We start from the raw sequence: 25011 nt of genomic DNA on the forward strand, positions 1-25011 counted from the left end.
ATGTCACCTCTCAAAATTCATAATATTAACCGATCAAATTACGTTTTAAACGATCTAGCTTAGTGCTAAGACTGCTATCGTAAATGCGGTTTCCGATTTGAACACGCATTCCACCAATAATTGATGGATCTACAATGTTTTGAATACGTAAAGATTGTTTGCCTACATTTTTCGCGAATTCAGTAGAGACGTTTGCACGCTCTTGTTCTGTTAATTCACGAGTAGTATATACTTTCGCGTCCGCTATACCTTGTGCTTCGTTCGAAAGTGCCATAAATTCAGAAATGATGTTGGAAACTTCATCTAATCTTTTTTTATCGATGAGTACTAAAAGCGTATTAACGACGATTGGATTAGCGTTTGTGAAAATTTCACGAATCAATTCTTTTTTCTTTGCTAATGAAAGCTTTGGTGAAGTAAATAATGTTTTTACGTCTTTGTTGCCATTCCAGACAACTTTAAGCTCACGTAAATCGTTTTCTACTGATTGAAGTTCGTTTTTTTGCTGTGCTAGTTCGAATAAAGCGATTGCGTATCTTTTTGCTGCAGTTGAGTTACTCAATTAACTTCGCCTGCCTTCGCAATCGTTGCCTCGATTAGCGCACGATTATCTTCTTCCGAAACTTCTTTTTCAAGAACTTTCGACGCTGCAAGTACTGAAAGTGAAACTACTTCTTCTCGTACTGCTGCAATCGCTCTTTCTTTTTCTGTATCGATTTCGCGGATAGCAGATTCTTTCAAACGCGCAGCTTCCGTGCGTGCAGTCGTGATAATTTCTTCACGAGATACTTCGCCTTGTTTCTTCGCATTTTCTACAATCGCTAATGCTTCCGTACGTGCTTCTTTAAGTAAGTCACGTTGTTCTTCAAGTAAACGCTGTGATTCCTGACGGCTGTTTTCAGCTGCTTCGATTTCACTCGCGATCAACTCTTCACGTTGAGTCATAATCCCCATAAGTGGACCCCATGCTACTTTCTTCAAAAGAACCATAAGTAGTATGAAGAAGAATAATGTAGCGATAATATCCCAAATGTTTAATCCATCATGGCCACTAGCACCAAGGATAAGGTAATCAAAAGACACGATTGTTTCACTCCTTTCAAACGCTATTAAGAGATATTGCTTCTATAATGTAAATATCATTCATTGTTTTCTAATTCATAAAGAGAATGGCGGATAAGTTTCCGCCATTATAGACTTGTCTATGTTTATTATTTGTTTAATACGATGAACGCGATAACTGCAGCGATGATTGGAATCGCCTCAACTAATGCTACCCCGATGAACATAACTGTTTGTAAAGCTCCGCGTGCTTCTGGTTGACGAGCGATACCTTCTACTGTTTTTGAAACGATTAAACCGTTACCAATACCTGCACCAAGTGCACCTAAACCGATTGCTATAGCTGCTGCTAAAAGACCAACTGAACCTACCATTGTGTAATTTCCTCCTTGAAATGTGTTTGTTTTTATTTATTTCTGTTTATGGATCTAAACAGTTATATTAATGGTCTGATGACACTTTATGTGACATATAAACCATTGTTAACATAACGAAAATGAATGCTTGGATTCCACCTATGAATAGGGAGAAGCCTTGCCATGCCATTGCTGGGATAATTGCCCCAATAAAGCCAAATGCACCAGATGTTGCTAAGCCTGCAAGTAGTCCTAGTAGAACTTCCCCTGCATAAATGTTACCGTAAAGACGAAGACCGAGTGTCAACGTATTTGCGAACTCTTCAATAATTTTCAAAGGTAGCAAGAATGGAAGTGGCTTCAAGAAGTCCTTACCATATTCTTTCAGACCTTTCATTTTAATACCGTAATAGTGCGTTAATAGAAGAATCATTACTGCAAGTGTCATTGTTACTGTCGGATCTGCTGTTGGGGATTTCCACCAAAGCACTCCATCATACGAAATAGAAAATGGAAGACCTAACACGTTCGCTACTGCGATAAACATGATTAAGGTAATCCCAAGAATATGGAATCGTCCACCAGTTTTCCAGTCGAAGTTACTTTTAATAATGCCTTTCACGAAGTCCATAATCCACTCCATGAAATTCTGCATACCAGTTGGCTTCATTTTCAAGTTTCTTGTCGCAATAAAAGCGATCAAAAATACAATGAGTGTAGTAACCGCTAGCATTAAAATGTTTGACCAGTTACCATACATGCCGAATAGCTCAAAAGTGGGATTTGCATGTTCCACGATTTGTTCACCTCTCTTTCACGTACTCATTTCTGATTTTTTGCATGAAACATAATACGTTCTACAACAAGTAGAACATAGGGAATCATTAAACCGATAACTGTGCTGATAAGATGAATATACTTTGGAAGGGCAAGTGCAATAGCAACGGCTGCAATACCAGATGCAAATCGGAATGCTGTACCTAAACCTGCTCGTCCTTTTTCACCAGACAACACTCGATCAAATTTCTCCATTCTACGCGTTAAAATCCAGAAATTATACAGACCAAATAAAGAACCTAGTGCTAAGCCTGCGAAAATTGTCGAATAGGGGGTGAATCCCCAACCCAGCGCATATACTGCGAGCAAAAAAAATATGTATTTCTTCTGCTTCGTAAAAATACGTTGCATTTCTAGCATTGTTCTTTAGTCTCCTGAATCATATTTTCGAATGGTAGCAATAAGCGCTATTACACCGACCAATAGACCGAGTAGTAGACATATTACTAAAAAAACTGGAGTGGTTCCATAGGTTTTATCTATCCACATTCCTGTGAATATACCTATTAAAATAGAACCTACAAGCTGTGAGAGAATCGCTGAATAGAATGCAATCCCTTGTAACGGACGTCTTGACTGACGCATAAAAGAATCCTCATGTTTTCCTTATTAAGTAAAAACTGCGAATCTAGTAGAAAGTTGATGTAACAAGTGTTGTGAGTATGAAAACCCTATCATTACATCCTTTGTAAGCATACAATAGGGCCAAAATGATGTCAATTGGAAACAGTGAAATTCTTCACAAATACATTCAATTTGACATCTTATCGACAAATTTATAGAAATGCTCAAAGTATTCGCAAATTTATCATTATTTTTCTACGATTCCTTTGAGCAAATCCTCAGTTGAATATACTTAATAAATTACTTTGTTCCGAATAAACGATCCCCAGCATCACCAAGACCTGGAACAATATATCCATGATCATTTAGTTTTTCGTCTAGTGCCGCTATATAAATATCCACGTCCGGATGAGCTTTTTGTAAAGCTTCTACCCCTTCTGGAGCTGCGATTAGACACATGAATTTAATGCTTGTTGCTCCTCGCTTTTTAAGTGAGTTGACAGCTTCTATTGCAGAGCCACCTGTTGCTAGCATGGGATCCACTAAGATGAAATCTCGTTCAGCTACATCTGCTGGAAGCTTCACATAATATTCAATCGGTTGTAGCGTTTCTGGATCTCTGTATAGCCCGATATGTCCAACTTTTGCAGCAGGAATTAGCTTTAAAATGCCGTCAATCATACCAATTCCAGCACGTAATATAGGGACAATCCCTATTTTCTTCCCTGCCAATACTTTCGATTTTGTTTTTTGAACAGGAGTTTCTACTATAGTATCTTCTAATGGCAAGTCTCTTGTAATTTCAAACGCCATAAGGGTAGCCACTTCATCTACAAGTTCACGGAATTCCTTTGTTCCCGTTTCAATATTGCGGATATATGTGAGTTTGTGTTGAATGAGGGGATGATCAAATACAAAAATTTTTGGCATAATTTTGTCTCCTTTGTGGTTTTATTTGCAATTCTATTAATTATAACAAAAAACGCAGGGTGGATACTAGCAATCCTGCGTTTTTAATATTGCGTCTATTTGTTCTATCGCCATGGGTTTGTAAAAATAAAATCCTTGACCAATTGGACATTGAAGTTCTTTTAGCACTTCCAATTGCTCTTCTGTTTCTATTCCTTCAGCTACAACGATCAATCCCATATTCTTCGCCAATTGTATAATTGTTTGAATAACAGCATTAGTTCCGTTTTTTTGGACATTGTTGATGAAACTTCTATCCACTTTAATCTCCGTGACAGGTAGCTCATGTATATAACTCAAAGAAGAGAACCCTATACCAAAATCATCTACAGAACTTTCAAAGCCTAAGTTTTGTAAATCATTCAAAATTTGCTTTGCAATCTTTAAATCATACAAGCCTATGCTTTCTGTCAATTCAAGTCGTATATACTTTGGCTCTATTCCAAAATCCGTCACTCGCTTTGCCAAAGTCTCAACAAAATTTGGACTATAAAAATGGATAGAGGAAATATTAACCGAAACCTCGTATACAGGCAATCCTTGTTTTTGTCTTGATTGCATCCAACAGAGTATTTGCTCCAATATGAGCATGTCGACATCTTGAATTTTACCAATAGACTCTGCTGCTTCGATAAAGACGTCTGGGGAAACTTGTCCTAGCTTTGGAGAGGTCCATCTAGCCAATGCTTCAAAACTTTCTATCTTGCCCGTCTGCAAATTCACTTTAGGCTGTAAATAGGCGTATATTTCTCCTTCATTAATAGCATGTACTAGCTCATTTTGTGTATTCATCTTCTGCTGAATTTCAATCCCATATTTTTCTTCATATAATACAACAGAATTCCCAGCTTGCCTTTTAGATCGACTAAGCGCCACATCTGCTAGCCTTACTATATCCTCCACACTTCCACTATATTTACTAAGCGATACAACTCCTATACTAAGTGAAATAAATAACTCCATTTCACGTAATATAAAAGGATCTTTTGTCGTTTGCAATAGCTTATCCATATGATGGGGAATATCATGTTCTGCACTTTTCCCAACGATAATTAGTGCCGCTTCCGAATCTTTCGAAATAACCATTTCTATGTCTGGCAATGCTTCTTGAATACGCTTATTCAATTGGCTAAGTAAAGATGCTAATTGACTTTTCCCGAAGGAGTCTACAATATTTGCATATTCTGAGGGTTGCATCAATAGTACAAATCCGGTTGTTTTATCGTCCATTATTTCTTCAAACTGCTCAAAAAAGTAATTTAAATTTGTCAGTCCAGATATTTGGTCGACATATGCAAGATTCATTATTTTTTCTTGGTTTTTGGCATTTTGAAATGCTAATAATACTAATGGAGTTATTTTACGTATGAATTCCAACTCTAGTTCGCTCGGTTTCCTTTTTTCTGTAAAATATATTCCAAACGTTGCCACCACTTGATGCTCTAGATCCAATACAGGAAAGCTCCAGCAAGCTTTAATATGATGCTTATACATCACATCCAATTCGGCTTCCCAATATTTAGAGCGACCTATGTCTTCTACCACTATGTTCTGCTTTAAATAGGCAGCAGTTCCACACGAACCCATATTCGGCCCGATTGGCAGTCCGTTAACGGTTTCGCTCAGTTCCGTCGGTAGTGAGTTTGCCGCACCAACCATCAACCTTCCTTCTAGAAGTTGTAATATAGTGCACATTGCACCTTCAGGGAAAAAGGTTTCTGTTATATCACAAATCTTTTGTAATAGTTGATGTAATGGATACCCTTTTTCAATACCTGCATATATTTGTTGGTGTAAATGAATAATTGTTTCTTGTTGTTTTTCTTTTGTCGTGTCATTGCCTATAGCTATATTGTAGATATGCTGCCCGTTATCATCATGCAAAGCTTGAACGACGATATTATTCCAAAATGGAGTCCCATCCTTTTTATAATTAAGTATTTCTGCTTTAGCAATTGTATCTTTTTTTAAACTTTCTTCTACTTGCAATACAGTTTCTAAAGAAGTTCCTTTTCCTTTCAATATATGTATACTTTGGCCAAGTAGCTCTTTCTCCGTATAACCAGTTATATGCTGAAATGCCTCATTTGCAAAAACAATCGGTTCATTTGATTTGTTCGGATCTAAAATGATAAAACCAGCGTTAAATTGCATTCCGATACGACATAACCATGCAAATAGGTCTTCCTTATCTATTTTCTTTGAACTTTCCATAGTTCTATCCTACCTCCAATCTAAGTACTTTTATCTTATATTTTAATCATACATATAAAAATAAGCTACCTTCAATAATAAAAAGGTAGCTTACCGGTCAATTATTCTATTAGTTATACAAAGGATATTTAGTAGTTAAAGCTGCGACTCTTTCTTTCGCTTCTTTCATCACTTCTGCATCCTCATGGTTTTTCAAAAGCTTCGCAATAATAGAGGCAATTTCTTTCATTTCTTTTTCTTTAAATCCACGAGAAGTTACTGCTGGAGTTCCTAGACGAACACCAGAAGTAATAAATGGACTTTGCGTTTCAAAAGGAATTGTATTTTTGTTTACTGTAATTCCAACCTCATCTAACACATGCTCTGCAACTTTACCTGTTAAATCAATTGCCGATACGTCAACAAGCATCACATGGTTATCCGTTCCACCAGATACGATGCGAAGACCTTCTGCCACTAAACTATCAGCTAGGACTTTCGCATTTGCGATCACTTGCGCTTGGTATTCTTTAAATTCAGGTTGTTGCGCCTCGCCAAATGCTACTGCTTTTGCAGCGATAACATGCATTAATGGACCGCCTTGAATACCTGGGAAAATGGTTTTATCAATTTTCTTTGCGAACTCTTCTGTAGTTAAGATCAATCCACCACGTGGTCCACGTAACGTTTTATGTGTCGTTGAAGTAACAAAATGTGCGTGTGGAACCGGGTTCGGATGAAGACCTGCAGCAACTAAACCTGCGATATGAGCCATATCAACAAATAGGTAAGCGCCTACTTCATCTGCGATTTCACGGAATTTTGCGAAGTCAATTGTACGAGAATATGCACTTGCCCCAGCAACAATCATTTTCGGTTTATGTTCTAATGCTTTTGCACGAACGTCCTCATAATCGATTGTCTCGTTTTCTTTGTCTACTCCATAATCGATAAAATTATATTGGATACCACTAAAGTTTACAGGGGAACCATGCGTTAAATGCCCACCATGTGACAAATTCATCCCTAAGATTGTGTCTCCAGGTTGTAAAGCTGTCATGTAAACAGCCATATTTGCTTGTGAACCTGAGTGTGGTTGCACGTTGGCATGTTCCGCTCCAAAAATTTCTTTCAAACGATCGCGAGCAATATTTTCTACTACATCTACATACTCACAGCCACCATAGTAACGTTTACCTGGATAGCCTTCAGCATATTTATTTGTCAGTACGGATCCTTGTGCCTCCATAACTGCTTCTGATACGAAGTTTTCTGATGCGATTAACTCAATATTTGCCTGTTGACGCTTTTTCTCCGCCAGCATAGCTTCGTACACTGCTGGATCTTGTGATAAAATTTTCTCCACTTTAAGTTCCTCCTCTAATATCATCCGTAAAATGCACGTTCTCCGCCTATTAACTTCGGACGCGTTCTAGCAATCGTAACGACTGCTCCCCCAATTTGTTTTATGGACACGCGAATCGGCACAGCTACAGGTTGAAGCTGCATACCAATAAGGGTTTGTCCTATATCAATGCCTGCATGTGCTTGAACATGCTCGACTACGACTGGGTCTTGAAATTGAGTGTACGCAAAAGCGGACATAGAGCCGCCTGCGCGAACAACTGGAACAACCGAAACTTCCGGTAATCGATAAAGCTTTTGCGTTTTTCTTTCCATTGTAAGAGCGCGATTTATATGTTCGCAGCCTTGGAAAGCCAAATGTACTTTATTGCGCTGTGCAAATGCTTGGAGTGGTTCGAATAACGCCTCTGCCACTTCTAAACCACCGGCAGTTCCAATTTTCTCACCTATTATTTCTGAGGTTGAACAGCCAATGACAAAGAGATCATCCTCGTGTAAGTCAATTTGCTGCTCCACTTCCAGGAGAAGCTGGTCTATTTGTTTTTTCCACAAACTTTTTGCTTCCATCTGAAAATCACCTTCTCGATCAGTTTTCTAATGCTGTAATTTTTTCAACGCGGCGCTCATGGCGTCCACCTTCAAAGTCTTGTGCAAGCCATGTTGCTACAATCTCTCTTGCCAGTCCTGCACCAATTACTCGTTCCCCCATCGCAAGGACGTTGGAATCATTATGACATCTTGTCGCTTTCGCAGAAAATACATCATGAACCAATGCACATCGAATGCCTTTTACTTTATTTGCAGCAATAGACATCCCAATGCCAGTTCCACAAATTAAAATACCACGATCAAATTTCCCGCTTGCTACACCATCTGCAACCGGCATTGCAAAGTCAGGATAATCAACGGAGTCGTTATTAGCTGGACCAAAATCCTCATAGGAAAGTCCAAGTTCTTCTAGTTGTTGAATAATTTCCTTACGGAGGTTATTACCACCATGATCGGAAGAAATCGCAATTTTCAACTTGTTCCCTCTTTTCTGTTTTAGTACTCGCTTACATCATACCATTTTTCAGACAAAAAAAATACAACTCACTCGAAGTGAATTGTATTTGACATGATTAATTTGACGAATTTCTATCAAATTGCGAAATAACCTTGAATAATTCTTCTGATTGTCTCTTTAATCCGAACGATAACTGATCTATTTGTTCAATTGATCGTGCTTGTTCATCTGTTGCACTTCTCACTTCTTCTGCTCCTGCAGATGTTTCTTCGGCAATGGCAGCCACTTCTTGCGACTGTCTTGCAGTACTTTCGATATTAGTAAGCTGGTTTTCGATAAGTGCAGATATTTCTACTACGGATTCAGCCATTTCGTGTATTTTATTAGACATTCCTTCCACTGCCGCATTTGTTTCAGAAACACGTTTTGCTTCTCCAACTGCGAAATTGACTTGGTCTGTCATTTGGTGAACAACCGTTTGCACGTCTTTTTGAATCGCCATTATTAATTCAGAAATACCTTGGACAGCTTTACCACTTTCATCTGCTAGTTTACGCACTTCTTCTGCCACAACTGCGAAACCTTTCCCATGCTCTCCTGCACGTGCAGCCTCTATGGATGCATTTAAAGCAAGTAAATTTGTCTGCGCTGCTATATCGCCTACTAGCTGAATAATATTTTCTACTTTCCCTGCATTTTCTTCTAGCTGTTGTACATTTACTAAGGCCGATTCACTTCCAGAAGCAACTTTTTGAATGCCATTTACAAGTGATTGAATGACCTCGGTTGTTTGCGATAGCCCTTGAATCATTTCTTTCGATTGAACAGATGATTTTTCTGCACGAATATTCACTTCAGAAGCAAGTGCACGAACATCTTCTACTGACTCCACTGTTTCTTGAACAGCGACGGCCGATTGTTCTGCTCCTTCTGAAATTTGTGCGATTGTTTGTGCGATTGCCTCTGCTTGTTCGGAAGCAACGGATGATTCTTGTGATAATTGTTGAACTGTATTATTTGTCTTTTCAAAATTATCTTCAATGCTTTGAACCATTTCTCTTAAATTTACAAGCATTGATTGGAAAGCAATAGATACAGATTGGATTTCATCTTTTGACCTTGGTACTTCTACTTCTATACCAATTTTACCTTCAGACGCCAATGTCGCTACCTTTTCTAAATTAAATAACGGCTTAATAATTAGCCCGCTGAAAAAGTATGCTAATATTCCCGACCAAATAATGCCTAGCGCATACATTGCAATTTCAAAAGCAGGTGAATTCGCTTCTTCAAATACAAGTGGTTGTACAAAATTAATAAACATCGCACTTGTGGTATAAGTAACTAATGCCAAAACTGTAACGAATAACACAATCTTTTTTTGAATTCCAAATGCGTACCTTTTCTTCTTTTCTGCTTTCATCCCTAATCCCCCTGGAGTTTTTTCACTAGCTCGTCTGTAAGTGTGTTTAGCTCTTGGAACGTGTGCTCATATGTACGTAAATCGCCACCATAAGGATCCGAGACATCCATTGCATGTTCAGGTGTTACAAATTCTTTGTACATATATACTTTCGAAATCGCATGTGGAAATGCAAAAATAATCGCTTGTTTATGGGAAGCCGTCATAGTGAGCACAACATCTGCCCAATCGATTAATGATTCTTTCAGTGAAGAAGACATATGAGTAAACGGTATTTGATTGCTTCCTAGTACTATTTGCCCATTTCGTGACATATCTCCTCCGTCCATCGCATAAATACCTGCCGATCGAACATTGATATTCTCTATATTACGCGCCTTCAATATTGCTTCTGCCATCGGACTGCGACAGGTATTCCCGGTACAAACAAACAAAATATTCATAGTAACATTTCCTCATCTCTAGTATATATTAAATAGTCGTTTTATAGCATATTAAATTGTTAAATATTTCGCAATGTTATAATTCCCATCACTAATAGCACTAAACCTGCAAGTTTTATAATAATCCCTCGATTCAAAAAGGCATGCTTATAAATGACTTTCTGTGCTATAAATACTGCTAAGTAGGCAAATATACCCGAACTTAAAATAAATAATAGCTTCTCTACTTTTAGCATACCAAATGAAATACTTACTGAAAAGGTATCAATGCTCGCAACTATCGCAAGCAAATAAGGGGACAAAAGCGGTGCTTGTTTAGGTGATCTCGCCAAAACCATCTGCAAACCAACAAGTGAAAGTAAAAATCCCGATAAATAAGGGCTTGCATATTGCAAATAAGTTTGCACTATAGTTCCTGCATAATAACCGATTAACGGAAATAGCATATGTAAGGAAGCAACCCACGCAGCCAACGTAAAAATCTGCTTTCGATATAACACGAGTGAAAATAAAATGAGTACATCCACCGACATTAAAGCGCCTGCTAAAATCTCTCTCCACAAAAAAATCTCCTCCGTCCATTTGCATAATTAAATGTATGCAAAAGAATGGAAGAGAATACACCTCGCCTATGAGGTGATCTTATATTTCATACCAATTACCATTTGATGCTTTTTCCAATCTGTTCATAATTGCTGTACCCACACCTTGCTTTAAAAATGTCGGAACTAGTATGATATCCACATTTGTCTCATCACAATTTCTTAGCCCTTCATACAGTAAGTGTGCAGCATCCTCTAATTGATGTTCTTCTCCTAAGGAAAAATAATAATCCGCTTTATTGGAACTGAATTGATCTGTAGCTATTAACGCTACCTTCTTCTGATCATTATGTATTTTCTCTATCGCATTTTTAACTTGTTGTTTAGATGCTTCGATTAAATAAACAGGGGCATTTGGTGCATAATGTGCATATTTCATGCCAGGTGCCCGTGGAGCTTCCGCATGATCTGTTGGTTTTGCCTCGTTAACTTCACCTATTACTTTTTCGAGCATTTCTTTTGTAATTCCACCTGGTCTAAGTATCGTCGGAACCTCCACAGTACAATCCAAAACTGTTGACTCCAGTCCGATTCCTGTAGCTCCCCCATCTAAGATAAACGGAATTTTACCGTTTAAATCATGAAACACATGCGCTGCTTTTGTTGGACTCGGTTTTCCACTTTTATTGGCACTTGGCGCAGCAACTGGCTGTTTTAATCTTCTGAGTAATTCGAGCGCTACTGGATGGTCAGGCATCCGAACGCCTACTGTCTCCAATCCAGCTGTAACATTGCTTGCAAGTGAGTTTTGCTTTAAAGGTAATATTAACGTAAGAGCTCCTGGCCAAAAAGCATCCATACATACTTTCGCTAAACTCGGTACATTTTTTGTAAAGCCGTCTAATTCTTCTGTTGATCCAATATGCACAATGAGTGGATTATCCTGCGGTCTACCTTTTGCTTCGAAAATTTTAGAAACAGCTGATTCATTAGTAGCAATCGCTCCCAATCCATAAACAGTTTCAGTTGGAAATGCAACTGTTTCCCTAGCATTCAATAAATCCATAGCCTGTGAATAACCTTTTTCCTTTGTGGATAAGTTATCCACACTCACAATTTCTGTTTTCATATCGTTTTTTCTCCTTTCCTTACTATTTGTCCACAATTTGTTGATAACTTTTTCATTTTTGTGGATAGTTATGTGGAAAACTTCTTTTTTACCCATTCCCATACCCAAAACTTTGGTTTTTCCTCTTTTTTAGGTTCTTCTTTGTAACAAACTTTTGGAAATAAGGAACACCACCAGTTATCTCCCCTAGCATTTCCTATTGAAATGACAATTGATTCTACATTTGTTTGAGCTGTAACTCCATTTTTCCATACTTTTGGCGGAAATAAAGCTAAGCCTGTGGATATATTAATTTCTTCACCTAACTTTTCTGACAACTTATCCACAGCTTGTTCTAATTCCATATATGTTTGCTGCTGATTGTTCTCATATTTCATTAGGATAGGTTCAATTGTATTTTTTACTTCATTTTTCATTTGCTGATCTTGCATTGTATTACTATTTGCAATTAGTCGGAAGCGTAAACCCTGCGCTTCTTCTCCTTGTTGAAATAGGAAAAATAAACAAAATTGAATAACTAACAGCATCCATATAAAGAAAATAATTGCATCTACTTTTTGACTGATAGCTGGTGCTTTTTTTATCTCGTAATCTGGTAACATGTAACATTCCCCCTTAGGAACATTGTTACCAATAGATTCATAACTTATTCATCCATTGTGCAAAAAACAAATCTATTTTTTTGATTGATATCTTTTACTATCTCAACTGTTGCATTTGGGAACGCATCTTGAAGCATACTTTTTACAGCTGGTCCTTGCAAATAGCCTATTTCAAAACCTATTAAACTAGGAATATTCATCATCTCTGGAAGCTGCTCTGCCATCTTTCTGTACAGTTGCAAACCATCTTCTTCTGCGAATAAAGCAAGATGAGGTTCATGGTCAATTACAGTGTCTGCAAGTGAGTCTGCCTCTGCTCGTCCAATGTAAGGGGGATTTGATAGAATGATATCCCACTTTTGACTTGCAATGGGGGCAACTAAATCTCCTTGTCTACATTCAATATCTGCATCTAACCGATACGCATTTTGCCTTGCTACTTCAAGTGCTTGTGGTGAAATGTCTGTAGCAGTTACTGCTGCAAATGGTATTTCTTTTTTTATCGTGACTGCGATTGCGCCACTGCCCGTTCCAATGTCAGCGATTTGCAAAGTTCTCTCTTCTTGAAAAAGAACTTTTACTCGTTTTTTTACTTCTTCTATTAGTTCCTCTGTTTCAGGACGGGGGATTAGCACATGTTCATTTACAATAAAGTGCCGATCGTAAAAGACTTCTTGACCGATTATATATTGAAATGGTCGACCGGTTGTATGCTCCTCTACATATGACCAAAAAAGCTGGAAATCCTCTGTGGATATCTCCTCGTGTAAGTCCATCATCAACTGTGAATAACTTTTTCCTAAGACATGCTGCAATAAATATCGAGCCACTTCTTTTTCGCGATTATTTTCCGCTAAAAAAGAAGAAGCCCGATTTAGGGCCTCATAATTTGTTTTACACATTCGTATCATTCATTCTTTCTAATTTCTCTGCTTGATCTTCTACAATCAATGCATTAATGATTTCATCCATTTTTCCTTCTAAAATTTGGTCTAGTTTTTGAATGGTCAATCCGATACGGTGGTCTGTCACACGGTTTTGTGGATAGTTGTATGTGCGGATTCGCTCCGAGCGATCACCAGAACCTACTGCTGATTTACGAACCGCATCATATTCCGCTTGTGCTTCTTGGAGAAACTTATCCGCTACACGCGCACGAAGTATCTTCATTGCTTTTTCTCTGTTTTTAATCTGTGATTTTTCATCTTGCATCGAAACGGTGATTCCTGTTGGTAAATGGGTCATACGAACCGCAGACATCGTTGTGTTTACGGATTGTCCACCCGCTCCGGATGATGCAAATGTATCGACCCGGATATCTTTTTCATGAATTTCCACATCTACTTCTTCTACTTCAGGAAGTACAGCTACTGTAGCAGTTGACGTATGAATACGTCCACCAGACTCTGTTTCTGGCACGCGTTGCACACGATGCGCACCATTTTCATATTTCATTTTCGAATAGGCACTGCTTCCATTAATCATGAAAATAACTTCCTTGAAACCACCAAGTCCTGTTGGAGAGGAATCCATCACATCAATCTTCCAACCTTGCGATTCTGCAAAGCGGCTGTACATACGGAATAGATTTCCTGCAAACAATGCAGCCTCATCCCCGCCTGCTGCTCCACGAATCTCCATAATAACGTTTTTATCATCATTCGGATCTTTCGGTATCAATAAAACACGGAGACGCTCTTCCAATTCCTCGATTTGGGACTCCAGTTCACTCACTTCTTCTTTCACTAGGTCACGCATATCTGCATCTAACTTCTCTTCTAGCATAAGCTTCGCGTCTTTATGCTGACTTTTGGCATCTTTGTACTCGCGATATGCATCAACTGTATCTTGCAAATCGGATTGTTCTTTCGAATATTGTCTCAGCTTGTTTGTATCATTCACTACATATGGGTCACTGAGTAATTCATTTAATTTATCATAACGATCTTCCACCGACTGTAATCGATCAAACATCGACCTCACCTCGTTCGTCTAAGTCTATCTCCTTATTATAAAGAAAAAGAGCACTCCCCGCTACTTTTTCTATATTATTGTTGCGAGATGTGCTTTTGTGAGTGGAAGTAAATAGCTCATACGGAGAGCGACCAAATAGTGGGGCAAGTTTGCAAATTAGTTCTCTTGTGAAAAAAGAACTTGCCGGGGCTGTAATTATTTTCTATCATTTGTTGGAATACGGCTTGACGAGACTATTTCTTCCCTGGACGCAACCAAATTAGACTGGGACGCAACCATTTTTTGAGCGAGAGCAACCAATTTGCCTAGGAGAGCAACTAGTGTAGAAAATAAACTCCCTTAGAATTGAAAGCATAGCTGTCTGTATTGCATATCTAAAAAAGCACTTACCAAAATGGTAGGTGCTTTCTGTTTTATAGTGGTGGTTTGGAGTGGCATTTTCGACATACTGGATAGTAGGAATCGTTGCCGCCAATATGAATTTGCTCGCCCGTGTATACAGGTTTGCCGTTTTCGTCTACACGTAAGTTCATAATTGCTTTTTTATGGCAGAACCAGCAAATGGTTTTCATTTCTTCAATTTTATCTGCGTAAATTAGCATGTAGCGACTTCCTTCAAATAGTTCATTTTGAAAGTCATTTTTTAGTCCAAAGCCCATTACCGGAATGTTTAATTCGTCTACAATTTTGGTTAGTTGTAGTACATGCTCTTTTTTCAAAAATTGCACTTCATCGATGAGGACGCAATATGGTTTTGGAGAATGTTCTTTAACAAGTTCGTATAAATTGGTTTCATCATATATAGCGGTTGCTTTTCTTTTTAGACCGATTCTGCTTGAAATATAGCCAATTTCATCGCGTGTATCTATTCCAGGAGTAAAGATGAGTACTGGTTTATTTTGTTCTTCATAGTTATGAGCTACTTTTAGGATTTCTATAGATTTACCACTGTTCATTGCACCATGCTTAAAAAATAATTGTGCCATTTCTATTCTCCTTATGTACCGTATATTTATATATTTCCCACTATCTATTTATATCATAAGGTGCTGTACACCGAAACCTAAATATGTATCTTACCGATGGACGCTACAAACAAAAATACCTGTAAAGCACAATGTGCTCTACAGGTATTTTGTTATTAGTTTTCTTCTTTAATTCCGTATTTTTTGTTGAAGCGATCAACACGGCCATCCGCAGCTGCGAATTTTTGACGTCCAGTATAGAATGGGTGACATTCGTTACAGAACTCGACTTTAATGTCAGATTTTACAGAACCTGTTGTGAATGTGTTACCACATGAACATGATACTGTTGCTTCTTTGTAATCGGGATGAATTCCTGCTTTCATCTCTATCTCTCCTCTCGCCCTGAACCATCTGGAACAGAGTTGGTTATGAAACTGATACCTTACACGATCCGATTGATGTCAATCGCATATGTAGCAGAAATGTATGATCTTACGTTAAATATAGTACCACTTCTGTGGACAAGTTGCAAATATTTTATTCTATAGTGTAACTTTGCCGCTGCGGTGAGCTTTCATTTCTTCTGCCAATTGTTCAAAAAATGCTTCATTTGTTTTGGTTTGACGCAATTTTTTCAAGAAACGCTCAGCAAAATCGGATGTATCTGAAAAAGTTTTGCGGATTGCCCACAGTTTATCCAACTGATCTTTTGGAATAAGCAATTCTTCTTTTCTCGTTCCAGAACGACGGATATCAATTGCTGGGAAAATTCGACGCTCTGCAAGACTTCTATCTAAATGAAGCTCCAAGTTACCTGTCCCTTTGAATTCCTCGTAAATTACTTCATCCATACGGGAACCTGTATCCACTAAAGCTGTAGCAAGAATTGTTAAGCTTCCGCCTTCTTCAATATTACGTGCCGCTCCAAAAAATCGTTTTGGACGGTGGAAAGCTGCAGGATCAATACCTCCAGAAAGTGTACGACCACTTGGAGGAATTACTAGATTGTATGCACGAGCAAGTCTTGTAATCGAATCCATTAAAATAATAACGTCTCTTTTATGTTCTACTAGACGCATTGCTCTTTCTAATACTAGCTCTGCGACTTTCACATGATTTTCTGGTACTTCATCAAAAGTAGAACTTACTACGTCCGCTTTAACTGAACGCTCGATATCGGTTACTTCTTCTGGACGCTCGTCTATTAATAAAACAATCAACTCCGCATTGGGATGATTCGTAGTGATAGCATTGGCAATTTCTTTTATTAATAAAGTTTTACCTGCCTTTGGTGGCGCAACGATTAGACCACGTTGTCCGTAACCAACTGGAGCTACTAAATCCATAATGCGAGTGGATAATTTATCTGGGACTGTTTCTAATGTAATTTGACGATCTGGATATAATGGTGTTAGCCCTGGAAAATGTACTCGTTCTTTTGCGATTTCTGGATCCTCACCGTTTACTAATTCTACATGTAGAAGTCCATAATAACGTTCACTTTCCTTCGGAGGACGCACTTTTCCAGTTACTTTGTCCCCATTACGCAAGTCAAATCTTCTAATTTGAGATGCAGAAATATAAATATCCTCAGAACTTGGAGAATAGTTGATCGGACGTAAGAAACCGAAGCCTTCTTGTTGAATAATTTCTAAGACACCTTCCATAAAGAAAAAGCCTTCTTGTTCAGCACGGGATTTTAATATAGCAAAAATAAGTTCCTTCTTTGATAGCTTGCTATAGGCAGCCACCTTGAATTTACGCGCAAGTGCATAGAGCTCTTTTAGCGTCATGTTCTCTAATTCATTTATTGTTGTTTGTGTCATTGGCAACGCACCACTCTTTATTATATTTTGTTGTGAAATATTTTCTGGATTTAATAGGAAAGAAGTTTACTAAGAGGATACCCGGTACATGAAGACCGGGTATACATTAAGAGAAGTTTCACTTTATAGAACTAAATTCGGTTTTTTGTTTAAGCTATGACGTCCTTCTACAAATCGAATGGTACCTGATTTTGCACGCATTACGATCGAGTGTGTAGAACCAAAAGCTCCTTTAAATTGCACTCCGCGAAGAAGTTCTCCATCTGTTACTCCAGTTGCTGCAAAAATTGCATCGTCGCCTTTTACTAAGTCTTCCATACGTAAAACTTTATTTACATCTAGACCCATTTTAACACAACGTGCTAGTTCTGCCTCGTCTTGTGGTACAAGCTTCCCTTGAATTTCTCCGCCTAAACATTTTAAACCAACTGCAGAGATAACCCCTTCAGGAGCTCCACCCATTCCGAATAAAATATCTACACCTGTATTGTCAAATGCTGTATTAATAGCCCCTGCCACATCGCCATCTGTAATTAACTTGATGCGTGCTCCAGCAGCTCTAATTTCATCGATAATTTTTTGATGACGTGGACGACCTAAAATCGTCGCAACAACATCTTGTATATCTTTGTTTTTCGCACGTGCGACTGCTCTTAAATTGTCAATAACGGGTGCATTAATATCTACTTGACCAACTGCTTCTGGGCCTACTGCAAGTTTTTCCATATACATATCTGGTGCGTGAAGTAAATTTCCGCGATCTGCAATTGCCAGTACTGCAAGTGCATTCCATCCACCAGAAGCAACAATATTCGTGCCTTCTAAAGGATCTACTGCCACGTCTACTTGAGGACCTCCAGTTCCATGTCCAAGCTTTTCTCCGATATATAACATCGGTGCTTCGTCCATTTCCCCTTCCCCAATTACAACGACACCTTCCATTGGGATTGTGTCAAAAACTGTGCGCATTGCAGTAGTTGCTGCGTCGTCTGCTTCATTTTTTAATCCGCGTCCCATCCAACGAGCAGATGCGATTGCTGCCGCTTCCGTTACACGGACTAATTCCATTGATAAACTACGTTCCATCTTGTATATGCCTCCCGTTTTACGGTAAATAAAATCCGATCTGTGTTTCTTCCTGTTATATTGTAGCACGTTTTTTAAAGAAATAAGAAGGAAATTACTCGTTTTTGACTTCCACTTCTTTTATTTTTACACGTCGAATGTCCGCTCCTAGTCCTTGAAGCTTCTCAATTATGGAGCTGTAGCCACGTTCAATATGAAAAATATCTTGTATTTCGGTTTCACCATCGGCGATCAATCCTGCAATAACAAGAGCCGCCCCTGCGCGCAAATCGCTTGCACGCACCATCGCCGCTTCTAAATTAACTGGACCAGTAATGATAGCAGTTCTGCCGTCTACACGTCCATTCGCATTCATACGACGAAGTTCATCCACTTGTTTAAATCGAGCAGAATAAATGCTGTCCGTAATAACCGATGTGCCAGTGGCTTGTGTCATTAATACAGAAAAAGGTTGTTGTAAATCGGTTGGAAAACCTGGGTATACAAGTGTTTTTACATCCACTGCCTGCAGGTTTGTCGATTTTGGAATGTAAATTTTTTCTTCATATTCCTCTACTTTCACACCCATTTCACGCAGCTTAGCTGTTAAAGCTTCCACATGAAAAGGTATCACATTATCAATCGTGACTCCGTCTCCTGCCACCGCTGCCATAATCATAAACGTTCCGGCTTCAATGCGGTCAGGGATAATTGTATGCTTCGTTCCATGCAACTCTTTCACACCATCAATTCGGATGACATTCGTTCCGGCACCCTTGATGTTCGCACCCATATTGGATAATAGTGTGGCAACATCAATGATTTCGGGTTCTTTTGCTGCATTTTCTATGATGGTTCTTCCTTTGGCAAGTACCGCTGCAAGCATAATATTAATCGTTGCTCCAACGCTTACAACATCTAAATATATTTTAGAGCCTACTAATTCATCCGTTCGCAAATAAATAGCCCCGTGCTCATTGGATACATTAGCCCCTAACGCTTCAAAACCTTTAATATGCTGATCGATTGGACGTGGCCCAAGATGGCATCCACCTGGTAGACCGATGGCAGCTTTCTTAAATCTTCCAAGTAACACGCCCATTAAGTAATAGGAAGCTCGCAACTTTTTAATATTGCCATTTGGGAGTGGCAAGTCCACCACATTTCTCGGATCGATTGTCATCGTGCCGTTTTCAAATGTGACTTTAGCTCCCAATTCTTCTAAAATCTCTTTCAATGTCCAGACATCTAAAATTTCTGGTAACCCTTCAATTGTAACAGGTGAGTTTGCTAATAAAGAGGCGGGAATTAATGCAACTGCACTATTTTTTGCCCCATTTACTTTGATCGTACCTTTCAGACGATTTCCGCCTTTAATTTTATAAACTTCCATACGTTTCTCCTTCGACTTGTTACTCGCTTTTACGATTGTTCCAATCCGCTAGAAACCCTTCAATACCTTTGTCTGTTAAAGGATGGTGAAATAGTTGTTTTAATACTTTAAATGGTGTTGTAGAAATATGCGCCCCATTTAATGCAGCATCCGTAATATGTTGGGGATGTCTAATGGAAGCAGCGATAATTTCTGTATCAATATGGTGAATGTCAAAGATTTGAGCAATTTTTGCGATTAATTCCATTCCATCATGCCCAATGTCATCTAGACGACCTAAAAATGGGGAGACATAAGTGGCACCTGCACGGGCAGCAAGTAATGCTTGGTTTGCACTAAAAATAAGCGTTACGTTTGTTTTAATGCCTTCTTTTGAAAATACGGAACATGCTTTTAACCCTTCTGGTGTCATTGGCAGCTTCACGGTGATATTTGGGGCGATTGCAGCAAGTTCTCTACCTTCTTTAATCATGCCTTCTGCATCTAAAGCAATAACTTCTGCACTGACAGAACCGTCTACTAATTCAGTGATTTCACGAAGACGATCATGGAAAGAGATATTTTCTTTCGCAACAAGCGACGGATTTGTTGTGACTCCCGATAGAATCCCCCATGCATGCGCTTCTTTAATTTCTTCAAAATTAGCCGTATCAATAAAAAATTTCATATTCGTTATTTCCTCCTCAAGATGAACAATAGGAGAAGGTCCTTTAAGCTGAACTCTTCTCCTCTATTGTTAGTTATGCTATACAATTACGCTTTGTTTGAACTACCGAACTCACGCATTTTGCCGATTACAGTTGTTTTAATCGCCTCGCGAGCAGGAATCAAATATTTGCGTGGATCATATTGTGTTTCATTTTCTGCTAAATACGCACGAATTGCTTTTGTTGCAGCAATTTGGTTTTCAGTGTTTACATTGATTTTCGCAGTTCCAAGGGAAATAGCACGTGTAATATCATGCGTAGGTATACCTGTTCCTCCGTGCAACACTAATGGAAGCTCAGCAAGTTTAGAGATTTCTTCCATCTCTTTGAATCCTAAGTTCGGTTCCCCTTTGTATGGTCCATGGACAGAACCTAAAGCAGGGGCTAAGCAATCGATTGCAGTACGTTTCACTAGTTCTGCACATTCCGCTGGGTCTGCATAAATAACGCCATCCGCTACTACGTCATCTTCTTGTCCGCCAACAGTACCAAGTTCTGCTTCTACGGAAACATTTTTTGCATGCGCGTATTCTACTACTTTAGAAGTTATTTCGACGTTCTCTTCAAATGGATGATGAGATGCATCAATCATTACAGAAGTAAAACCTGCGTCAATTGCAGCTTTACATTTATCAAAACTAGATCCATGATCTAAGTGAATTGCCACTGGTACTGTTGTTTGATAATCTTCCATCAATCCTTTTACCATATGCACAACTGTTGTAAATCCACCCATATATTTTGCCGCACCTTCAGAAACGCCTAAAATAACTGGAGACTTTTCTTCTTCAGCAGCTTGTAAAATAGCTTGTGTAAATTCCAAATTATTAATATTGAATTGTCCTACTGCATAGCCTTCTTTTTTCCCTTTTTCCAGCATTTCTTTCATCGATACTAAAGCCATTTAAATGGGCCTCCTCTATTTGCTTTTTCATCTTTTGTTTTTACCATATATCTGTTTCATCATAACAAAAACAGGCGATGTTTTCCACTGCCTGCTCAGTCACTATTATTTTAATAACTTATTCACCGCATCACGTACTTCAAATATATCGAACGGCTTTGTAAAATAAAGGGACGCACCTAGATCCATTGCTTTTTGGATTAGGTTTAACTCTCCATAAGCGGTCATCATCATTACCGGCAAATCAGGAAATTTCTCTTTGATCTTTGTTAAAATTTGAATACCATCCATCCCTGGAATTTTCATATCCAACAATACCCCATCAATTTGTAGCGACTCTACAATCTCTAATGCTTCATAACCATTTGCTGCTAAACTTACTTCATAACCTTCTTGTGAAAAAACTTCTTGTAAGAGCATTCGTATACCTAGTTGATCGTCTACAATTAAAATGTGCTTCATGATGAACAAACCCCTTTTTAAATTTCCCACTTTCAATTACTATTCGATACGTTCCCACTTATTCCTTCTTTTTTCCTAAACTTTTCTCCCACTGTTTTATCATTTTATTGAAAGGAGACGTTTTTCCAGCTTTCCTATATAATGAAAACGAGGTGATTAGAAGATGAAAATGCTAACGACACAACTCACTGGGTTGCTTCAACGTGTTGCAACTTCCGAAGAGGATAATATAGAAGAAACTGCCCGATTATTAGCTCAGGCAGCCGCCCGTGAAGGGATTATTTATTTTGCAACGTTTGGAGAAATGACAAGTATCTCCGTAAATGCACAATTTGCAGCTGAAGCCTTTCCAAGCATGCAAGTATGGACTTCAAACGTTCAGTTAACAAGTGCTGATCGCGTTTGGATTATGACTAGATCTTCTGAAGATGAAGCAGCCATCGCTTTAGCACGCAAATTAAATGAGGCATTTATCCCATTTAGCGCGCTTGCTTCTGAGCCTGCTAGCGAACAAAATAAGTTATCTGAACTTGCCTATACATATATTTCATTGAAATTAACGAAAGGCCTGCTTCCAGCTGAAGATGGTTCTCGTGTTGTTTTGCCATACGCATTATGTGCCATGTTTGCATACGAAGCGGTGAAAATGAAACTCGACGAAATGCTTTTAGGTGAATAATTTTTTGAAGAAACGACCAAGGAAATTATGTATTTCATTGGTCGTTTTTATTTGGTTGCATTCGAGGTGTAATTGGTTGTTCTCACACTGGGTTTGGTTGCTCTGCCATACGAGTTGGTTGCTTTCGCCTGGGAATTGGTTGCGCTCCATGCAAAACTGGTTGCTCTTCCAATCTATTTGGTCTCGTTTAGCCACTTATCTCCAAATCAACACGCCATTTCCACAGTCCCAACCGAAGTATACTTGCTTCTTTGAGATTTGGTTGCGCTCCCATACGAGTTGGTTGCTTTCGCCTGGGATTTGGTTGCGCTCTATGCCAAATTGGTTGCTCCCCCAATCAATTTGGTCTCGTATAGCCATTTATCTCCAACTCAACACGCCAGTTCCACAAAATCAACCGAAGTGTACTTGCTTCTTTGAGATTTGGTTGCGCTCCGATACGAGTTGGTTGCTTTCGCCTGGGATTTGGTTGCGTTCCATGCAAAACTGGTTGCTCTTCCAATCGAGTTGGTCTCGTTTAGCCATTTATCTCCAATTCAACGTGCCATTTCCACAGTCCCGACCGAAGTGTACTTGCTTCTTTGAGAGTTGGTTGCTCTCGCCTGAGATTTGGTTGCGCTCCATGCAAAACTGGTTGCTCCCCCACTTGAGTTGGTCTCGTATAGCCATTTATCTCCAAATCAACACGCCATTTCCACAGTCCCAACCGAAGTATACTTGCTTCTTTGAGATTTGGTTGCTCTCGAATACGAGTTGGTTGCGCTCCGATACGAGTTGGTTGCTTTTGCCCGGGAATTGGTTGCGCTCTATGCAAAATTGGTTGCTCTCCCACTCGAGTTGGTCTCGTATAGCCATTTATTTCCTAATCATGCATATAAAAAAAGCAGTTCGACGGGTGTCGGACTGCTTTTTTCTATTATTCACCTACTGATGCTTTGATGAATTCACGGAATAATGGTTGTGGACGTTGTGGGCGTGACACAAATTCCGGGTGGAACTGAGAAGCTAGGAAGAATGGATGATTCGGAAGCTCGATAATTTCGATTAGACGACCATCTGGGCTTGTACCAGAAAATACAAATCCTGCTGCTTCAAATTGTTCACGGTATTCGTTATTGAACTCGTAACGGTGACGGTGACGCTCATAAACAAGTCCTTCGCCATATGCTTCGAAAGCTTTTGAACCTGGAGTTAGCTTACATGGATATAATCCAAGGCGAAGTGTTCCACCAAGATCTTCAATATCTTTTTGTTCTGGCAATAAGTCAATGATTGGATGTGTTGTAGCTGGATCCAATTCAGAAGAATGAGCATCTTTTAATTCTAAAATAGAACGAGCAAATTCAACTGTTGCAAGTTGCATTCCTAAACAAATACCTAGGAAAGGTACATTGTTTTCACGAGCAAATTTAGTTGCAGAGATTTTCCCTTCAACCCCACGGTCTCCAAATCCTCCTGGAACTAAAATTCCATCAACATCTGCTAAAATTTCTGCAACGTTTGCCTCGTTCACTTCTTCAGCGTTCACCCATTTTACTTCTACATCCGCATCGAAAGCGTAACCTGCATGTTTCATTGCTTCTACTACTGAAATGTATGCATCTTGAAGTTCCACGTATTTACCTACTAAACCAATACGTACTTTTTTCGATAAAGATTTTACTTGATCGACTAATGCTTTCCAGTCTGTCATATCTGCTTCTTTTGTATTCAGCTTGAAATGATCAACTACGATTTGATCTAAATGTTGCGCTTGAAGATTTAATGGAATTTCATATAATGAATCCGCATCGATACATTCAATTACTTCTTCTGGTTTAATATCACAGAATAGCCCAATTTTATCTTTCATATCTTGAGGAACAGGCATTTCCGAACGAAGCACGATTACGTTTGGTTGAATACCTAGGCTGCGTAATTCTTTTACACTATGTTGTGTTGGTTTTGTTTTCATTTCTCCTGCAGCATTAATGAATGGCACTAAAGTACAGTGAATATACATTACGTTATCACTGCCAACGTCACGCTTCATTTGACGGATTGTTTCTAGGAAAGGTAGAGATTCGATATCCCCTACAGTGCCACCGATTTCAGTAATAACGATATCGGCATGTGTTTCTTTTGCAGCTAAAAATAAGCGTTCTTTAATCTCGTTTGTAATATGTGGGATTACTTGAACAGTTCCGCCGTTGTAGTCTCCGCGGCGTTCTTTTCGTAACACAGAAGAATATACTTTTCCTGTTGTGATATTCGAGTATTTATTTAGATTAATATCGATAAAACGTTCGTAGTGGCCTAAATCTAAATCTGTTTCTGCTCCATCATCTGTCACGAAAACTTCTCCGTGTTGATAAGGACTCATCGTTCCTGGATCTAAGTTAATATATGGATCGAATTTTTGGATTGTTACATTCAATCCTCTGTTTTTCAATAAACGGCCAAGAGATGCCGCCGTAATCCCTTTACCTAGTGAAGATACTACTCCACCAGTCACAAAAATAAATTTAGTCATTATTTATTCCTCCTCTAGAAATAATAAATA

The 25011-nt window shown here is 38.8% G+C and carries 30 protein-coding genes; 1 reads left to right on the forward strand and 29 read right to left on the reverse strand.

What is annotated here, in order from left to right:
* Positions 1-25: 25 nt before the first annotated feature.
* The 26 genes from FS486_RS13090 to FS486_RS13215 form a co-directional block, all read right to left on the reverse strand.
* Positions 26-562, reverse strand: coding sequence for a F0F1 ATP synthase subunit delta (locus FS486_RS13090; RefSeq protein WP_144512000.1), 537 nt, complete (start codon positions 560-562; stop codon positions 26-28).
* On the reverse strand, positions 559-1083 hold the full coding sequence (gene atpF / locus FS486_RS13095) for a F0F1 ATP synthase subunit B (protein WP_144512001.1): 525 nt from the start codon (positions 1081-1083) through the stop codon (positions 559-561). The genes FS486_RS13090 and atpF overlap by 4 nt, the downstream gene beginning before the upstream one ends.
* Before the next feature lie 128 nt (positions 1084-1211).
* Positions 1212-1436 carry a F0F1 ATP synthase subunit C gene (atpE, locus tag FS486_RS13100; RefSeq protein WP_053590520.1) on the reverse strand — a complete coding sequence of 75 codons (225 nt, stop codon included), beginning with the start codon at positions 1434-1436 and terminating at the stop codon, positions 1212-1214.
* A gap of 67 nt (positions 1437-1503) precedes the next feature.
* Positions 1504-2214: a F0F1 ATP synthase subunit A gene (gene atpB, locus FS486_RS13105; RefSeq protein ID WP_144512002.1), complete on the reverse strand. Its 711-nt coding sequence runs from the start codon at positions 2212-2214 to the stop codon at positions 1504-1506.
* A gap of 26 nt (positions 2215-2240) precedes the next feature.
* Complete coding sequence (locus FS486_RS13110) at positions 2241-2615, reverse strand: ATP synthase subunit I (protein WP_144512003.1); 375 nt, start codon at positions 2613-2615, stop codon at positions 2241-2243.
* 6 nt (positions 2616-2621) lie between these two features.
* Complete coding sequence (locus tag FS486_RS13115) at positions 2622-2840, reverse strand: AtpZ/AtpI family protein (protein ID WP_144512004.1); 219 nt, start codon at positions 2838-2840, stop codon at positions 2622-2624.
* A 279-nt stretch (positions 2841-3119) separates the two neighbouring features.
* The gene (gene upp / locus FS486_RS13120) at positions 3120-3749 is read right to left on the reverse strand and encodes a uracil phosphoribosyltransferase (protein WP_144512005.1); all 630 of its coding nucleotides are present in this window, start codon (positions 3747-3749) and stop codon (positions 3120-3122) included.
* Between the two features lie 66 nt (positions 3750-3815).
* Positions 3816-6002: a bifunctional diguanylate cyclase/phosphodiesterase gene (locus tag FS486_RS13125; RefSeq protein ID WP_144512006.1), complete on the reverse strand. Its 2187-nt coding sequence runs from the start codon at positions 6000-6002 to the stop codon at positions 3816-3818.
* A 109-nt stretch (positions 6003-6111) separates the two neighbouring features.
* Positions 6112-7347 carry a serine hydroxymethyltransferase gene (gene glyA / locus FS486_RS13130; protein ID WP_144512007.1) on the reverse strand — a complete coding sequence of 412 codons (1236 nt, stop codon included), beginning with the start codon at positions 7345-7347 and terminating at the stop codon, positions 6112-6114.
* Positions 7348-7367: 20 nt separating this feature from the next.
* Positions 7368-7913: a TIGR01440 family protein gene (locus FS486_RS13135; protein WP_144512008.1), complete on the reverse strand. Its 546-nt coding sequence runs from the start codon at positions 7911-7913 to the stop codon at positions 7368-7370.
* A 19-nt stretch (positions 7914-7932) separates the two neighbouring features.
* Entirely contained in the window at positions 7933-8370 is a 438-nt protein-coding gene (gene rpiB, locus FS486_RS13140; RefSeq protein WP_144512009.1) for a ribose 5-phosphate isomerase B, read from the reverse strand.
* Positions 8371-8467: 97 nt separating this feature from the next.
* Positions 8468-9775 (reverse strand): methyl-accepting chemotaxis protein, encoded by a 1308-nt coding sequence (locus FS486_RS13145; protein ID WP_144512010.1) that lies wholly within the window; start codon positions 9773-9775, stop codon positions 8468-8470.
* A gap of 2 nt (positions 9776-9777) precedes the next feature.
* Positions 9778-10218 carry a low molecular weight protein arginine phosphatase gene (locus tag FS486_RS13150; RefSeq protein ID WP_144512011.1) on the reverse strand — a complete coding sequence of 147 codons (441 nt, stop codon included), beginning with the start codon at positions 10216-10218 and terminating at the stop codon, positions 9778-9780.
* Between the two features lie 59 nt (positions 10219-10277).
* Positions 10278-10781: a manganese efflux pump gene (locus FS486_RS13155; protein WP_144512012.1), complete on the reverse strand. Its 504-nt coding sequence runs from the start codon at positions 10779-10781 to the stop codon at positions 10278-10280.
* Between the two features lie 79 nt (positions 10782-10860).
* Positions 10861-11889, reverse strand: coding sequence for an L-threonylcarbamoyladenylate synthase (locus FS486_RS13160; RefSeq protein WP_144512013.1), 1029 nt, complete (start codon positions 11887-11889; stop codon positions 10861-10863).
* 68 nt (positions 11890-11957) lie between these two features.
* Positions 11958-12491, reverse strand: a complete 534-nt coding sequence (locus tag FS486_RS13165; RefSeq protein ID WP_144512014.1) for a stage II sporulation protein R — start codon at positions 12489-12491, stop codon at positions 11958-11960.
* 44 nt (positions 12492-12535) lie between these two features.
* Complete coding sequence (gene prmC, locus FS486_RS13170; RefSeq protein WP_313956994.1) at positions 12536-13393, reverse strand: peptide chain release factor N(5)-glutamine methyltransferase; 858 nt, start codon at positions 13391-13393, stop codon at positions 12536-12538.
* On the reverse strand, positions 13386-14465 hold the full coding sequence (gene prfA, locus FS486_RS13175) for a peptide chain release factor 1 (RefSeq protein WP_144512016.1): 1080 nt from the start codon (positions 14463-14465) through the stop codon (positions 13386-13388). Before prfA ends, prmC begins: the two co-directional genes overlap by 8 nt.
* 413 nt (positions 14466-14878) lie before the next feature.
* A complete protein-coding gene (locus FS486_RS13180; RefSeq protein WP_144512017.1) occupies positions 14879-15451 on the reverse strand; it encodes a thymidine kinase in 573 nt (190 codons plus the stop codon).
* A gap of 155 nt (positions 15452-15606) precedes the next feature.
* Positions 15607-15816, reverse strand: coding sequence for a 50S ribosomal protein L31 (rpmE, locus tag FS486_RS13185; RefSeq protein ID WP_144512018.1), 210 nt, complete (start codon positions 15814-15816; stop codon positions 15607-15609).
* A 159-nt stretch (positions 15817-15975) separates the two neighbouring features.
* Complete coding sequence (gene rho / locus FS486_RS13190; protein ID WP_144512019.1) at positions 15976-17259, reverse strand: transcription termination factor Rho; 1284 nt, start codon at positions 17257-17259, stop codon at positions 15976-15978.
* Positions 17260-17382: 123 nt separating this feature from the next.
* On the reverse strand, positions 17383-18345 hold the full coding sequence (gene glpX / locus FS486_RS13195) for a class II fructose-bisphosphatase (RefSeq protein WP_144512020.1): 963 nt from the start codon (positions 18343-18345) through the stop codon (positions 17383-17385).
* A 94-nt stretch (positions 18346-18439) separates the two neighbouring features.
* The gene (locus tag FS486_RS13200) at positions 18440-19717 is read right to left on the reverse strand and encodes a UDP-N-acetylglucosamine 1-carboxyvinyltransferase (protein ID WP_144512021.1); all 1278 of its coding nucleotides are present in this window, start codon (positions 19715-19717) and stop codon (positions 18440-18442) included.
* 19 nt (positions 19718-19736) lie between these two features.
* Complete coding sequence (gene fsa, locus FS486_RS13205) at positions 19737-20384, reverse strand: fructose-6-phosphate aldolase (RefSeq protein ID WP_144512022.1); 648 nt, start codon at positions 20382-20384, stop codon at positions 19737-19739.
* Between the two features lie 86 nt (positions 20385-20470).
* Positions 20471-21328, reverse strand: a complete 858-nt coding sequence (locus FS486_RS13210) for a class II fructose-bisphosphate aldolase (protein ID WP_144512023.1) — start codon at positions 21326-21328, stop codon at positions 20471-20473.
* Positions 21329-21433: 105 nt separating this feature from the next.
* A complete protein-coding gene (locus FS486_RS13215) occupies positions 21434-21790 on the reverse strand; it encodes a response regulator (RefSeq protein ID WP_144512024.1) in 357 nt (118 codons plus the stop codon).
* Between the two features lie 163 nt (positions 21791-21953).
* On the opposite strand from FS486_RS13215, the gene FS486_RS13220 reads away from it, so the two are divergent.
* Positions 21954-22469: a DUF2529 family protein gene (locus tag FS486_RS13220; RefSeq protein WP_144512025.1), complete on the forward strand. Its 516-nt coding sequence runs from the start codon at positions 21954-21956 to the stop codon at positions 22467-22469.
* Between the two features lie 195 nt (positions 22470-22664).
* Here the strand turns inward: FS486_RS13220 and FS486_RS20310 are convergent, their stop codons facing one another.
* From FS486_RS20310 to FS486_RS13230, 3 genes are all read right to left on the reverse strand, one after another.
* Positions 22665-22829 (reverse strand): hypothetical protein, encoded by a 165-nt coding sequence (locus FS486_RS20310; protein ID WP_222122596.1) that lies wholly within the window; start codon positions 22827-22829, stop codon positions 22665-22667.
* A gap of 157 nt (positions 22830-22986) precedes the next feature.
* A complete protein-coding gene (locus FS486_RS13225; protein WP_144512026.1) occupies positions 22987-23283 on the reverse strand; it encodes a hypothetical protein in 297 nt (98 codons plus the stop codon).
* A gap of 102 nt (positions 23284-23385) precedes the next feature.
* Complete coding sequence (locus FS486_RS13230) at positions 23386-24981, reverse strand: CTP synthase (RefSeq protein ID WP_144512027.1); 1596 nt, start codon at positions 24979-24981, stop codon at positions 23386-23388.
* Positions 24982-25011 lie beyond the last annotated feature (30 nt).

The sequence above is a fragment of the Bacillus sp. FJAT-22090 genome, assembly GCF_007676755.1.
GTDB lineage: Bacteria > Bacillota > Bacilli > Bacillales_A > Planococcaceae > Psychrobacillus.